This window comes from Chryseobacterium sp. 27AL (assembly GCF_057815395.1).
This window is the reverse complement of record NZ_JBYRIW010000017.1, coordinates 38,781-53,167: the sequence shown is the minus strand read 5'-3', so window position 1 is coordinate 53,167 and position 14,387 is coordinate 38,781. Positions and strand designations below refer to the sequence as shown.

General features: G+C 35.5%; 15 protein-coding genes. 13 read left to right on the top strand and 2 right to left on the bottom strand.

The genetic code is table 11. The features are described from left to right. Positions 1 to 77 precede the first annotated feature (77 nt). From AC3WV0_RS16780 to AC3WV0_RS16735, 10 genes are all read left to right on the top strand, one after another. Complete coding sequence (locus AC3WV0_RS16780; protein ID WP_488847222.1) at positions 78 to 533, top strand: DUF1569 domain-containing protein; 456 nt, start codon at positions 78 to 80, stop codon at positions 531 to 533. 42 nt (positions 534 to 575) lie between these two features. Next, a complete protein-coding gene (locus tag AC3WV0_RS16775; protein WP_488847221.1) occupies positions 576 to 947 on the top strand; it encodes a VOC family protein in 372 nt (123 codons plus the stop codon). A gap of 23 nt (positions 948 to 970) precedes the next feature. Further along, positions 971 to 1,420 carry a VOC family protein gene (locus AC3WV0_RS16770; protein ID WP_488847220.1) on the top strand — a complete coding sequence of 150 codons (450 nt, stop codon included), beginning with the start codon at positions 971 to 973 and terminating at the stop codon, positions 1,418 to 1,420. 150 nt (positions 1,421 to 1,570) lie between these two features. Further along, on the top strand, positions 1,571 to 2,245 hold the full coding sequence (locus AC3WV0_RS16765) for a DUF2490 domain-containing protein (protein ID WP_488847218.1): 675 nt from the start codon (positions 1,571 to 1,573) through the stop codon (positions 2,243 to 2,245). 263 nt (positions 2,246 to 2,508) lie between these two features. After that, the gene (locus tag AC3WV0_RS16760) at positions 2,509 to 2,934 is read left to right on the top strand and encodes an SRPBCC family protein (RefSeq protein ID WP_488847216.1); all 426 of its coding nucleotides are present in this window, start codon (positions 2,509 to 2,511) and stop codon (positions 2,932 to 2,934) included. A 99-nt stretch (positions 2,935 to 3,033) separates the two neighbouring features. After that, positions 3,034 to 4,056 (top strand): glutaminyl-peptide cyclotransferase, encoded by a 1,023-nt coding sequence (locus AC3WV0_RS16755; protein ID WP_488847214.1) that lies wholly within the window; start codon positions 3,034 to 3,036, stop codon positions 4,054 to 4,056. Beyond that, positions 4,037 to 5,101: a glutaminyl-peptide cyclotransferase gene (locus AC3WV0_RS16750; protein ID WP_488847212.1), complete on the top strand. Its 1,065-nt coding sequence runs from the start codon at positions 4,037 to 4,039 to the stop codon at positions 5,099 to 5,101. Before AC3WV0_RS16755 ends, AC3WV0_RS16750 begins: the two co-directional genes overlap by 20 nt. Positions 5,102 to 5,205: 104 nt before the next feature. Beyond that, on the top strand, positions 5,206 to 6,159 hold the full coding sequence (locus AC3WV0_RS16745) for a hypothetical protein (protein WP_488847210.1): 954 nt from the start codon (positions 5,206 to 5,208) through the stop codon (positions 6,157 to 6,159). 31 nt (positions 6,160 to 6,190) lie between these two features. After that, positions 6,191 to 6,805, top strand: a complete 615-nt coding sequence (locus tag AC3WV0_RS16740) for a deoxynucleoside kinase (protein ID WP_488847208.1) — start codon at positions 6,191 to 6,193, stop codon at positions 6,803 to 6,805. Between the two features lie 75 nt (positions 6,806 to 6,880). Beyond that, positions 6,881 to 7,231, top strand: coding sequence for an ArsC/Spx/MgsR family protein (locus AC3WV0_RS16735; protein ID WP_488847206.1), 351 nt, complete (start codon positions 6,881 to 6,883; stop codon positions 7,229 to 7,231). A 59-nt stretch (positions 7,232 to 7,290) separates the two neighbouring features. Here the strand turns inward: AC3WV0_RS16735 and AC3WV0_RS16730 are convergent, their stop codons facing one another. Both AC3WV0_RS16730 and AC3WV0_RS16725 read right to left on the bottom strand, forming a co-directional pair. Continuing rightward, positions 7,291 to 7,596 carry a DUF493 family protein gene (locus AC3WV0_RS16730; RefSeq protein ID WP_042721409.1) on the bottom strand — a complete coding sequence of 102 codons (306 nt, stop codon included), beginning with the start codon at positions 7,594 to 7,596 and terminating at the stop codon, positions 7,291 to 7,293. 41 nt (positions 7,597 to 7,637) lie between these two features. After that, positions 7,638 to 8,315: a DUF4197 family protein gene (locus tag AC3WV0_RS16725; protein WP_488847205.1), complete on the bottom strand. Its 678-nt coding sequence runs from the start codon at positions 8,313 to 8,315 to the stop codon at positions 7,638 to 7,640. Positions 8,316 to 8,747: 432 nt separating this feature from the next. On the opposite strand from AC3WV0_RS16725, the gene AC3WV0_RS16720 reads away from it, so the two are divergent. From AC3WV0_RS16720 to AC3WV0_RS16710, 3 genes are read left to right on the top strand one after another with little or no spacing between them, the layout of a single operon-like run. Beyond that, complete coding sequence (locus AC3WV0_RS16720) at positions 8,748 to 11,561, top strand: SusC/RagA family TonB-linked outer membrane protein (RefSeq protein ID WP_488847204.1); 2,814 nt, start codon at positions 8,748 to 8,750, stop codon at positions 11,559 to 11,561. A 10-nt stretch (positions 11,562 to 11,571) separates the two neighbouring features. Next, on the top strand, positions 11,572 to 12,993 hold the full coding sequence (locus tag AC3WV0_RS16715) for a RagB/SusD family nutrient uptake outer membrane protein (RefSeq protein ID WP_488847203.1): 1,422 nt from the start codon (positions 11,572 to 11,574) through the stop codon (positions 12,991 to 12,993). 5 nt (positions 12,994 to 12,998) lie between these two features. Beyond that, positions 12,999 to 14,381 carry a glucoamylase family protein gene (locus tag AC3WV0_RS16710; protein ID WP_488847202.1) on the top strand — a complete coding sequence of 461 codons (1,383 nt, stop codon included), beginning with the start codon at positions 12,999 to 13,001 and terminating at the stop codon, positions 14,379 to 14,381. Positions 14,382 to 14,387: the final 6 nt, after the last annotated feature.

Genomic DNA, 14,387 nt, shown 5'->3' with positions numbered 1-14,387 from the left:
TCGAAAGGTAATATTTTTAAAAATGGTTAAAAAATAATGTTAAAAACAATATATTTGCTTTTTAACATTCGCTAACTATGGAAAACATTTTTGATGTAAAAGTTGTTCAGAATTATATTGACAGGATCAATAGCCTTACTCCTGAAACACAGCCCTTATGGGGAAAAATGACCGTTGACCAAATGCTGGCGCACTGCTGTGTATCGTATGAAATGGTGTATGAGCCGGAAAAACATAAAAAGCCGGGAAGCATTGCCAAATTTATCCTGAAAACATTTTTGAAACCTAAAGTTACCGGAGAAAAATCATATCCTAGAAACAGTCCTACCGCACCGCAGTTTATTATTGCCGACAGAAAAAATTTTGCTGAAGAAAAGAAAAGACTTATCGGTTTTATTCAGAAAACCCAGCAATTAGGCGCATCTGCTTTTGATGGAAAAGAATCTTTCTCTTTCGGTAAACTCAAAGCTCAGGAATGGAATAATATGTTTGCCAAGCACCTGAATCATCATCTGGCACAGTTTGGTGTGTAAATTTCTCGCATAAAGTTTTTTAACAATTAAAAGATAATACAAATGAAACTAGGAGCTTTTTCAATCAGCTTAAGTGTAAAGGATCTTCAGAAGTCCAGAGAGTTTTATGAGAAACTGGGATTCAGCCGTATGGCGGGAGAAATGGATCATCATTATCTTATCATGAAAAACGGAGATCATATTATCGGGCTTTTTCAGGCAATGTTTGAGGGTAATATGCTTACTTTCAATCCCGGTTGGGACCAGAATGCCCAAAATCTCGACAGCTTTGATGATGTTCGCGATATTCAAAAACATCTGAAAGAACAGAGTATTGAACTTCAGAAAGAAGCCGACGAAAATACGTCCGGACCGGAGCATATTTATCTTAAAGATCCCGATGGAAATATGATCTTGATCGACCAGCACAGATAAATTAAAACTAACGATAAAATAGTATGGCAACAGTAAATGTTTATTTAACATTCAACGGCAACTGCAGGCAGGCTTTTGAATTTTACAGATCAGTTTTCGGAGGAGAATTTCCTTACATCGGAACTTTCGGAGAAATGCCTCCAATGGAAGGCAGGGAAACGCCTGAAGAAGATAAAGATAAAATCATGCATGTAACCCTCCCGATTTCCAAAGAAACTATGCTGTTGGGAAGCGATACAGGCAGTGAATGGGCTTCTCATTTTAAGGAAGGTAATAATTTTTCAGTTTCTATCAACGCAGAATCTAAAGAAGAAGCGGATAAACTGTTTAATGGCCTTTCTGACGGTGGAAATATTACCATGGCTATGGAAGATACCTTCTGGGGTGCTTACTTCGGGATGTTCACCGATAAATTCGGAATCAACTGGATGGTGAATTATGATGATCCTGAAAAAACACAGCAACATTCTTAAGAAGATCAGCTTATATAACAGACCGGCGATAACAGCCGGTTTTTTTGTGAATTCAGTCAAAACTTTTTTAACATAAATATTTTCCTTATTATTGATACTAAATATTAAATTTTGCTATTTAATAGATTTCAGTAATAAATAATAAACGATATGAAAATTATAAAAGCATTGGCGGTAAGCGTTTTTATTTTAGGAACTTCAGTTTTAAAGGCTCAGAAAAATGATCTAGGTGCATGGTATATGTATTTTGGGAATAATAAGATCAGTAAAAGGCTCAACTGGCACAATGAAATTCAGTACAGGAATTTTGATGCTATCGGAGATCTTGAGCAGCTTCTTATCCGTACGGGAATTGGGTATGATCTTACGGAAAACAATAACAATATCTTACTGGGATATGGATTTATCTTAAGTCAGCCTTACATAAACGGCGAAAAGACCGAGAATGTTGAACACCGAATATTTCAACAGTATATTACAAAACAAAAATTCGGACGTTTCAATATTCAGCATCGTTATCGCCTGGAAGAAAGGTTTCTGGAAGATGATTTCAGGATGAGGTTCAGGTATTTTTTAGGGTTTAATATTCCGATTAATAATAAAGAACTTACGCCTAAAACCTTTTACGCTTCTGCTTATAATGAAATTTTCCTGCACTTTGACCGTCCGGTTTTCGACAGAAACAGAGTCTACGGAGCTTTGGGATATGTCATCAGCAAGAATATGAGAATTGAAGCAGGGTATATGAACCAGCTTCAGGAGAATAAAAACCGCGGACAAATTCAGATAGGATTTTACAACAATATTCCTTTTACGAAAAATTAAGGTTCATAGATACATCTATTATTTTGTTTTTGAATGATTAACGATAAGTTGGTTTAAACTTTTATGGTTAATTCTGAAATTAGTTTAAACAAGTTTTAAACTATTGGTAATTCATAACTAATGTAATGATTTAAAATATTTTGAATGAGAAATTCATATTTTTCTTTAAAAAAAACACTACATTTATTATTAGAAAGTCTCAATGATATTGTCGTATTTTAAGAATGTCAGAGATTTTGTATACATTAAATTAAACAAAATATATGAGCCATCCGATCATCATAGAACAAAAGGTAAATGCTCCGGCTGAAAAGGTCTGGAAAGCAATCACCGATAAGAATGAAATGAAAATATGGTATTTTGATATTCCTGATTTTATATTAGAAATCGGAAAAGTGTTTAATTTTTATGAACCCGGAGATGAACGAAAGTATCGTCATCAGGCCGAAATCCTGGAAATAATTCAAGAAAACAAATTTAAACATACGTGGTCTTATCCTGATTTTTCAGATAAGAAAACGACTGTACTTTGGGAGCTTTTGACTGAAGGAGACCAAACGCTGATCAGGCTGACTCATGACGATATTGATCATTTTGAAGATCTTGGTGAAAAATTTTCCCGGGAAGCTTTTAAAGAAGGATGGGATGGGATTATCGGGCAGAGCCTGAAATCTTATGTCGAAGCTTAAAATCTAGTCAATGCATATTACAATTTGGTCAACATCGCATGGAAATTAGCAGCGAAAAATAAATTTTGCTAATTTTGGAGAAATTTATTTTAGAAATCAATGAAAAAAAATATTATAGCCGGTTTTGCGGCGATCATGTTGTTGGCATCTTGTAAAAATGATAAGAAAATTCTTGATTCTCTTGCGGATTACAACAATTCAATGGAGCAGAAAGGATATCACTTCGGAGATAAACTTACATTGCCGGAAGAGGTGACTGAAAATGCAGAAAGTATTTCCATCAGTTTCGGAGATAAGGAAACATCCAATTTAACGATAGACCCGAAATTCTTTACTTTGGGCGACAACCCGGTTACTTTTAACATCAAAACGAAGGATGGCGAAACGCTAACGCAGGATGCTACCATTAATGTTTTTGCAAAAAATCCTGAAAAAAAGATATCTTACGAAATCGTAGCCGAATATCCACACGATCCTAAAAACTTTGTTCAGGGTTTCCAGATTGAAGAAAACACTATTTATGAAAGTGACGGACAAAATGGCTCTTCACAGATCTTAAAATATACGTTGGGCACGACCACCCCTCTGGCCTCAACCAAGCAGCCTCAGGAAGATTTTTCTGAAGGAAGCACTATCGTTGGTGATAAAGTGTATCAGCTTACATGGCAGAGTAAAAAAGGATATATTTATGATAAAAATTCATTGAAATTATTGTCTGAATTTTCTTATCCGAATGTTCTGGGAGAAGGTTGGGGATTAACATATGACGGGAAAAACCTGATCGCATCAGACGGAAGCAAACTGCTGTATTTCCTGGATCCCGCAGATCCTTCAAAACTGGTGAAATATATTGCTGTAGCAGGAAGTTCACAGGCATATGATCAGCTGAACGAGCTAGAATATCACAATGGATTTATTTACGCAAATGTTTGGCAGAAACCTATTATTTTAAAAATTAATCCGCAAAACGGAGAAGTTGTCGGAACCTTTGATTTTACAGATATCGCCAAACAGAATACCAAGGGAAGTGATGACGTTTTGAACGGAATTGCTTTTAAAGGCGATAATATGCTGGTAACAGGAAAAAACTGGCCGAAAATTTATGAAGTTGCAGTTAAATAATTATTATATATTGAAAACTGTAAAGAAAAGTCTGATCTCAGGTTTTGCACTGATTCTGTTATTAACCTCTTGCAGGAATGATAAAGAAATGTTGAATGCTCTTGCTGATTACAACCATTCAATGGAAGAAAAAGGATATCATTTTGGTGATCGTCTGAAACTTCCTGAAGATGTAACGGATCACGCTGAAGCTATTTCGATAAGTTTCGGAGACAAGGAAACATCTGAGATGGCGATTGATCCGAAATTCTTTGAATATGGAGAAAATAAGGTGACATTCAATATCAGAACCAAGAATGGTGAAATGCTGAATCAGGATGCGACGATTAATGTTTTTTCAAAATCTCCCGAACAGAATATTACTTATAAAGTGGTAGCAGAATATCCCCATGATCCAAATAATTTTCTGGAAGGTTTTCTTCTCGAAGGAAATACGGTTTATGAAAGCGATGGTTTGAAAAATTCTTCTCAGCTTATTAAATATACTTTAGGAACTACCAAACCAATTATTATAGAGAAGCAGCCCGGTCATATTTTTTCTGAGGGATGTGCTATTGCGGGGGATAAAATTTATCAGCTCACCTATCAGAATAAGATAGGATTTATTTACGATAAAAATACATTGAAGAAACTTTCGGAATTTCCTTTGCCCAATGAGATCGGCGAAGGTTGGGGACTGACTTTTGACGGTAAAAACCTGATCGCTACGGATGGTTCGAACACACTGTATTTTCTTGATGTGAATAATCCTTCTAAAGTGGTAAAGAAGCTGGCAGTAGGAGGATATAAAGATATTTACAGTCAATTGAATGAATTGGAATATCATGACGGTTTTATTTATGCAAATATCTGGCATGAGCCATTCATCCTTAAAATAGATCCGAAAACCGGGGAAACTGTAGGCAAATTTGATTTCACAAAGATTACAGAGGAAAATACAAAAAACGATAAAGAGCATGTTCTCAACGGTATAGCCTTTAAAGGTGAAAATATGCTGATTACGGGTAAAAACTGGCCGAAGATTTACGAAGTGGCTATTCAATAGGTTAAATTTAAATATCTTAAATAGAAATAAAGTAGTAAATTGGTAGCGTTCCTTTTGGAGCGCTACTTCAGTAGAATAATTTGAGAGTATTATATTTGATATGTATGTTCGTTTTCTGTTCGATGTATGCACAGAAAGCCCTTCCTTTAGACACTTTAAAACTGAAGGAAGCTAAAGATATGCTTGCCGATGATTATGGCAATCTCTACATCTACAAGAACAAAGATTTCAGCCTTACCAAATATGATTCACTGGGAAAACAGATCGGTAAAATGATGCTGACGGTTCCCTACAAAATACAGACCGTACAGAATCCGCTCAGTGTGCCGCTTTTTTCTGAAAACGCTCAGGAGCTTAAATTTGTTGACCAGAATATGAATGAGATCCAGCGAGTGGATTTCAAACAAAAATTCGGTTTCATTAAGATGACGTATGCTGAAGATCTGCAGCAGCTCTGGTTGCTGGATGAAAGTACCAAAAGGCTTATCCAGTACAATTTCAGAAATGAGACGATTATTAATTCTTATCCCTTTGACGCCAGTTTTGATGATCTGATGGATCTTCTGGTGTATGAAAATAAGATTTATATATTAACGAGACAGAACATCAGAGTTTATACTTTTAAGTTTGAAAAAATCTTTGAAGCACCTGTTGAAAACGGAAAACGTTTCAGAAGGGAAAATGAATATATTTTAGTGATTACTCAGAATGCTATTCTGAAATACGTCCCGCAAAAAGAAATGGTTAAAATTTTTCAGGATCCTGATGCGCAGATTGTGGATAAAAATACGCTTTCTTATTTTGAAATCAAGGCCAACAAACTTTATCTTTACAGCCTCGAAAAAAATAAAGAAATCCAGCCACAGACGGAAACCGAACCTCAACAGAAAGATACAGAGCGGGATGTAAAACCATCGGAAGACAAAACTTCAGAACCGGATAGCCCGGAAGAAAAACTGGAAAAAAAGACCCAGGAAATTGAAGATAAAAATCCTTCGGAAAGCTCTTTACAAAAGCTGATTGAGGACATTTCCACGCTAGAGTCTGCAGGGGATTAGTGGGATAAATCATTTAACATAAGGAGAAAATATGCATATTGCAGTTACAGGAAATATTGGAGCCGGTAAAACAACTTTAACGACTATGCTTTCAAAGCATTATGGATGGGATGCACAGTTTGAAGATGTAGATCACAATCCTTATCTCGAAGATTTTTATGCGGATATGAGTAAATGGAGCTTTGCGCTGCAAATTTACTTTTTAGGAAGCAGATTCCAGCAGGTAAAAGAGATCAGGGAGAGTGGTAAAAATATTGTTCAGGATCGTACGATCTATGAGGATGCTCATATTTTTGCGGAAAATCTTAATGATATGAACCTGCTTTCTGACAGGGATTTTAATAACTATGCCTCTGTTTTTAATCTGATGAAATCATTTGTCTCTGCGCCCGACCTTTTGATTTATCTCAAATCCGACGTTCCGAATCTCGTTAAAAAAATCTATAAAAGAGGCCGGGAATATGAAGCTTCCATAAGTATTGAATATCTTTCCAAACTCAATCAGAAGTACGAAAAGTGGATTTCCAATTATACCGAAGGAAAATTACTGATTATAGAAGTTGATGATCTTGATTTTGTGGAAAAGCCTGAAGACTTCGGATTTATTCTTGAAAAAATAGAAGCAGAACTTTACGGATTGTTTTAACAAAGATTTATTATAAATTAAAGCAATACGACTGTTTTTCTTAGTAAATTTGTTTAGTCCTTAAATCATATAAAAATGTTAGTGAAAGTTTTACATAACGGCAACTGCTCGAAATCCAACGCTGTGTTGGAGTATCTGGATGAGAATGGAGTCCCGTTTGAAATCATTAATATTGTTGAGGAACCATTAAGTCCTGTGGAAATCAAAACTGTTCTGAAGAAACTTAATCAGAGTGTTTTTGATATCATCAGAAAAAATGAGAAATTATATCTTGAAAAATTTGCGGGTAAAGATTTTTCAGAAGAAGAATGGATTCAGATTTTAGCTGAAAATCCTTCGCTGATTCAGAGACCAATCCTTATTAAGGGTTCTGTAGCGATGCTGGGAAGACCTATCGAAAATGTGAAATATTTTATTGAAAAATAAATAAAAACATATTAAAAATGTAAACAGAAAAGTCAGCTTAATTGCTGACTTTTTTCAATTTATAATAGAATAACACCTTCTATTTTTGCGACCTCTTTATAAATTTTAACGACCTGGTCTGCATCCAAAACAAATGCATTAATATTGCATGCTGTATATTTTCCGTTTTTGCTTTCTCTGTTTCCCAGTGTAAATTTTATTCCGTCGAAAACTCTGTATATCTCTGTTAATTTTGCCTGATCCGTAGGAATAATAAATTTAAATAAATAATCTTCCGGAAAATCGTGGTGATCTTCCAGTTTTGTCTTTAGTGAATTGTAAAAATCCTCAGGACTTGCATGTTGATTTCCTTGTAAAATATCCATTTACCAATTTTAAATAATATATAAATATAACGAAATTATTTCTATTTTCCAAGAGGACCCAACAGCGACTGAGAGTTCTGAATTTCATAATCTTCGATAATATTAAACATTCCGTTTACCAGTTGCTCAGATGCAAGCTGGCTCAGTCCTCCGGCATTTACGGTGCTTTTATTTCCCCCAAGCAGACTTCCTAACAGGTTGCTTCCGGATAATGCGGTATTAATGCTTCTTACAATTCCATACTGATTCAGTTGTTCCTCAACTTTTGGAGTGATGGCTGCAATGAGTTGCTGTGATGTTTTTTCTTTAAGAATCAATGTTGCAGTACCTTTTTCTCCCTGGATGATTCTTGTTACATCCTGGGCATTTAAGCTATTCACGGCATTAACAAGAATAGGTTTTGAAATATTGACTGTATAAACGGCCGCATCTGCAATATATGCCCTCTCTTTTTGTACCAGTGAAGGAGCCACTTTTTCCAGCATCGAATTGATTTCTCTCAATTGTTTTGGAAGTGCTTTGTCTACCATATTATTTTGCAGAAACGCTTCTCTGTTACTGTAGATGTTTACCCCTTTATCAATCCCGTTTAAAAGAAACCTTTTAATGATGGAAAGACCCAGATCAGATGTTGCCAGCGTAGTGCAGGACTGCACAGCCGTATTGATAAAAGCTCCTGTACCAATGATGAGGGCAGCAGCAATAATGTACTTTTTCATTCTTATTGATTAAACACTTATATTTTCAAATTACGAACCAAATTTAGTTACAATTATTATTTTAACAAATTTTATAGTGATTAATGATAAGTGCAGTTACAATAAACCTTAAAAACTCTTTAAAATTATTCTAAATGTTAATTCTTAGGTAAATTTTTTTTTAATAAGAATATGATGGATATTAACTTAAAATTGATTGTATTATGCTGTATTTCGAATATAGTTTTTAAATGTAATCGCATATTATTGTATTAAATAAAATTTAAACTTTAACATAAAAATAAAAACATTAAGTAAAATTAACATTGTTCAAGATATTTTTATAATTTTGACTAATGTCTTTTTGTGAGAACATATATTTTTTCATGATAAGCAGGAAGAAAGACGCTGTCTTTTTTGTTAAATATGATTGTACGAATAAAATTTAACTATATGAAACAAAGTGATTTAAAGTATTCATGTCTCATTGCTGTTCTCTACTTTGGTATGAATGTCAATGCACAAACCACACCAGGAGATACTGTTGCCAAGGAACAGAAAATTGAGGAAGTGGTGATGATTGGGTATGGATCTCAGAAAAAAGAAAATGTTACAGGAAGTATTGCTACAATATCTTCAAAGCAACTGGAAAATCAGCCTAACCCTAATGCGCTGAGCTCTGTTCAGGGAAAAGTAGCGGGTGTTCAGATTACAAACGGCGCCGCTCCGGGATCTTCTCCAAGAGTTGATATCAGAGGGATTGGAACTTTAAACGGAACAACTGTATTTATTGTTGACGGAAGTATAACAGAAGATATTTCTTTTTTGAATCCGCTGGACATTGAGTCGATGAGTGTTTTGAAAGATCCCTCATCATTGGCTATTTACGGAGCCAAAGCTTCCAAAGGTGCGGTAATTATTAAAACAAAATCAGGTAAAGGTAGAAATGTCTTTAATTTCAATTCTTATATCGGCTTAAAGAGAGTTTCCAATATACCTAAAATGGTTAATAAAGATCAATATGTTGAGCTATATAATGAAAAATTAAAAAATCAGGGTTCTACAACAGGATTTATTAATTCTTCCATGTTTCCGACAAGCACAAACTGGTTTGATGAGATTTTTAGAGATGCCATGATCAATTCCAATGATATTTCTGCATCAGGAAAATCAGACAAATTGAATTACTTTTTAAGTTTAGGCTATTTAACAGATCAGGGAAACCTGGCTGCAGGTAAAGGAATCAACAGTGGAGATGAGTTTCGCAGATTTACTTCAAAGATTAATTTAACGTATAAATTAACAGATCATTTAACCGTTGGTACCAACTCAACATGGAGTGCAACACGAAGAGATAATGCAAACAATCCTACATTAACAGCATATCTTTCTCCACCTGTATACAGCCCAATGAATCCGGATGGAACTTACGGCTATCAAACGCTTGTTTCATTGGCAAACCCAAGAGCTACTTTAGATCTTTTCAGAGGAAAGGATAATGGTAACAGATATTTGATAAATCTATGGGGAGAATATAAGTTCTGGGACGATTTTACGTATAGATTAAGTTATACCCAGGATAATTCTGATATAAAATCTTATTCTTATAATCCTGTTATAGACTACATTCCTGCAAGTACTTCACGTTCAAGTCTGTTAAGAACAAACCAGATGTTGAGATCATATGTTTTGGATAATACTTTAACCTGGAGAAAGAAGTTAGGAAATCATAATCTTGAAATTTTGGCCGGTATGACCAGAAATGAGGATTACGGGCTTAATCTTAATACTTTTGGAAGAGATATTGTATATAACGGGACAGAGCAATCTTTATATTTTTCAGGAAGTATACCAACAACAAACGGCGGCGGAAATAATTACGCAGACGGAGCATCTTGGGAGGTTGGTTTCAGAGACAGAGTACAGTCTTATTTCGGAAGAGTGAATTATGATTACAAAGGCAAATATCTAATTAATGCATCCATTAGAAATGATGGAACTACAGGATACAGCTCTGAAGACAGAACACACTGGTTTCCTGCTGTAAGTGCAGGATGGGTTATTTCCAAAGAAAACTTCATGAGCAACCAGAATATTTTTGATTTATTAAAAGTCAGAGGAAGCTGGGGAAGTTTAGGAAACCCTGTAAGAGGTCTTAATTACGTTTTAACAACACAGACCGGTTTGAATGCTTACTTTGGAGGTGTTGGTTATCCGGGTGAAACAACGACAGACATTATTGATACATCAATCGGTTGGGAAACTATTGAAGGAACAGATTTCGGATTGGAGATGGCCTTCCTAAAAAACAGGCTTAAAGTTGAAGCGACCTATTATAACAAAGATTCCAAAGATGTTGTATACGGAATTCAGCAGCCATCAATTTCCGGAGCACAAAATAAATTAGTTACGAATGCTTTTTCTTTTAATAACAAAGGATTTGAATTCTCTGTGAACTATGAAGCGAATCTTACGGATAAAATTAAATTTGGAATGTATGGAAATTTAACCACTCTTAAAAATGAAATTACTTCGGTTTATAATAACTCATACAACGAAACAGGGCCTTACTTATTTGGAAGTACAATCACAAGGCTGGAAAAAGGGGTTCCGGTAGGTTCTTACTATGGGTTCCAGGTAGCAGGAATATTCCAGAATCAGGCACAGGTAAATGCTGCACCTCAGCAGGTTGGAGCTGCTGTCGGAGGATTCCAGTTCGCAGACCTTAACGGTGACGGAGTTATTGATAACTCAGATAAAACATACTTAGGCAGCCCAATCCCTGACTTTACGTATGGATTCGGAATTAATTTATCAGGATACAATGTTGATTTTTCAGTTGATTTCCAAGGGGTTGCAGGAAATGAAATTTACAACTATAACAGAGAACAACGTTATGGTAACGAAAGCTGGGATTTAGACTTCTACAACAACAGATGGAGAGGTGAGGGTACTTCTAATACGTATCCTATGGTTACCAATGATCAGAATATTATCAAGCCAAACAGTTTCTATGTAGAGAATGGAAGTTTCTTCAGAATTAGAAATATTCAGATTGGATATACACTACCTTCTGATTTGTTTACTAATACAAAGATTCAGAAGTTAAGATTGTATGTTTCTGCTCAAAACCCATGGACATCTTTTAAATACAACGGTTTTTCACCAGAAATATTGAATACATCAGATCGTGTTCAGTTGGGTGTAGATCAAAACATCTATCCATTATCTTCGATCTATACAATGGGGGTTAATTTAACGTTCTAAAATTAAAAAAATGAAAAAAGTATCAATACTGTTATTAAGTCTATTTCTGGCATCATCTTGCGGAAATGATTATCTAGATATAAAACCTGAAACTAAAAACGAAGCAGACAATTTCTTTACAACAGAAGCTGATGCTGTCTCTGCCACGACTGCTATTTACAGTTTTTTAAGAAGCTGGGAAAATTCAGCATTTCCGGCTCAATATGTTTTTGGTGTTCCTGCTGATGATGTCCTGAAAGGTTCTAACCCGGGAGACGCATCATTTATGCTTGCTTATGATCAATTTACCTATACTGCTTCAGATGGCGGAGTAGAAGGATATTGGACAGGTCAGTGGAATGCTGTTGCAAGATGTAATCAGGTAATCAGCAACATTCCAAAGATTACCATGAATGAGACATTGAAAAAAAGACTGCTTGCAGAAGCTAAAATGCTAAGAGCATATTTCTATTTTAATCTGGTAAGAATTTATGGAGGTGTTCCTATTTTTGATGGTATTCCTTCAGATTTAAATTACAATATCCCTAGAAAATCCAAAGAAGAAGTTTATGATTTTATCATTTCAGATTTAATTTCAGCTTCTGAAGTTTTGCCTCAGTCATATTCTGCTGCGGATCAGGGCAGAGTTACCAAAGGTGCAGCATTAGGATTGTTATCGAAAGTTTATCTGTATAAAAAAGATTATCAGAAAGCATACGATGCTTCAAATCAGGTTATTGCAATGGGCTATTCATTAGATCCTGATTTCAACCATCTTTTCAGAATAGCAGGAGAATTCGGATCAGAGTCTGTATTTGAAGTAGATTGTGAGTGTTCTTCATTGGGAGGAAGTCAATATGCTGAAGTTCAGGGGGTAAGAGGTCAATTTGGTTGGGGATTCTTCACCCCGTCTCCTTCTTTGGAAGCCGCATTTGAAACTGGAGATATCAGAAAAGAGCTTACCATCTTAAGGGATGGAGAAACAACACCGGAAGGAGATGTTATCGCGGTTGGAGATCCTTTATCAGTAAAAACATTTAATCAAAAAGCTTATGTTCCTAAAAGTTTAAATAATACTTCATGCGGATACGGCTCCAGACAAAATATCAGAATTTTAAGATTCGCTGAAATACTGCTAATTAATGCAGAAGCAGCAAATGAATTAGGAAATTCTGCAGCTGCAATCACTAATTTAAATAAGGTGAGAACGAGAGCTAACTTACCGGCTACTACTGCATCCACACAATCTGCATTACGTACTGCCATATGGAAAGAGCGAAGAGTAGAATTAGCTATGGAGGGAGACCGATTTGTTGATCTTATAAGAACAGGACAAGCTTCCAGTGTTCTGGCAAGTTACGGATTTGTTGCTGGAAAAAATGAAGTGTTTCCAATACCACAAAACGCAATTAATCAAAGCAATGGGGTGCTTGTTCAGAATCCTGGATACTAAACCTCATGAGAATTAAAAATTTTCTAATATTAACAACTGCCATATTTCTATGTGGCAGTTGTTCTTCTGACTCTATTGTAGAGGGGACAAATGAAAATCCTACTGTCACACAGCCTTCTCAATACACCGATCCCCAGCTCATCGAGATGGTCCAAAAAGATGCATTAAAATATTTCTGGGATTATGCAGAAACCAATTCAAAGCTGGCACGAGAAAGATATCATACCGATAATCCTTCGCAGGATGCTAATGTTGTCACTACGGGAGGATCAGGTTTCGGACTGATGACGATTCTAGTGGGAATTAAGAATGGATATATTTCCAGAGCTGAAGCAGTTTCAAAACTTACTACTTCACTTAATTTCTTACAAAATGCCAATCGTTTTCACGGCGCATGGCCACATTGGATGAATGGCACAAATGGGCAAGTAATTCCATTTAGTACAATGGATAATGGTGGAGATTTGGTTGAAACTGCATTTTTGGCACAAGGATTAATCTGTGTAAGAGAATATTTTAAAACTTCTTCTGACAATTCAGAACTGGCACTTTCTCAAAAAGCGGATGCTCTGTGGAAAGGAATTGAATGGAATTGGTATACAAAAGGAGAGAATGTTTTATATTGGCATTGGTCTCCTAATTATGATTTTCAAATGAACCTTCAATTGAAAGGGTTTGATGAGACTTTAATTACATATGTTTTGGCTGCCGCTTCACCCAATTATTCTATTGAAAAACAGGTCTATCAACAAGGGTGGGCTCGAAATGGGGGAATTAAAAGTACAGCAACACAATACGGAATTCCTGTGATAGTTAATCATAATGGAGCAAACAATACTGTCGGACCAATGTTTTGGTCTCATTATTCTTTTTTAGGCCTGGATCCTAGAGGTTTATCAGATGAATATGTGAATTATGGAGATGCAACAGCCAATCACGCAAAAATTATGTATCAGTATGGTGTAACCAATCCCAAAGGATGGCAGGGTTATAATTCAAAAAGCTGGGGACTTACCGCCAGTTATTCAAGAAATACAGATGGCTCAACAGGATATGCTGCACACCAGCCAAATAATGACTTAGGCGTTATTTCCCCTACAGCAGCATTGTCAAGTATGCCTTATACTCCTACAGAAAGCATGAATGTACTTAGATTTTTGTATAATGAAAATTATAATAAATATATTGGAGTTGCCGGACCTTATGACGCCTATTCTGTACATTACAATTGGTTTACCCCAAGGTATTTAGCCATAGATCAGGGAACAATTGCTCCAATGGTTGAAAATTATAAAAGCCAATTTTTATGGCAATTGTTTATGAATGCTCCGGATATTAAGCAAGGTCTAATCAAGCTGGGTTTCCATTCTACACAATACGGATTCTAATAAAAT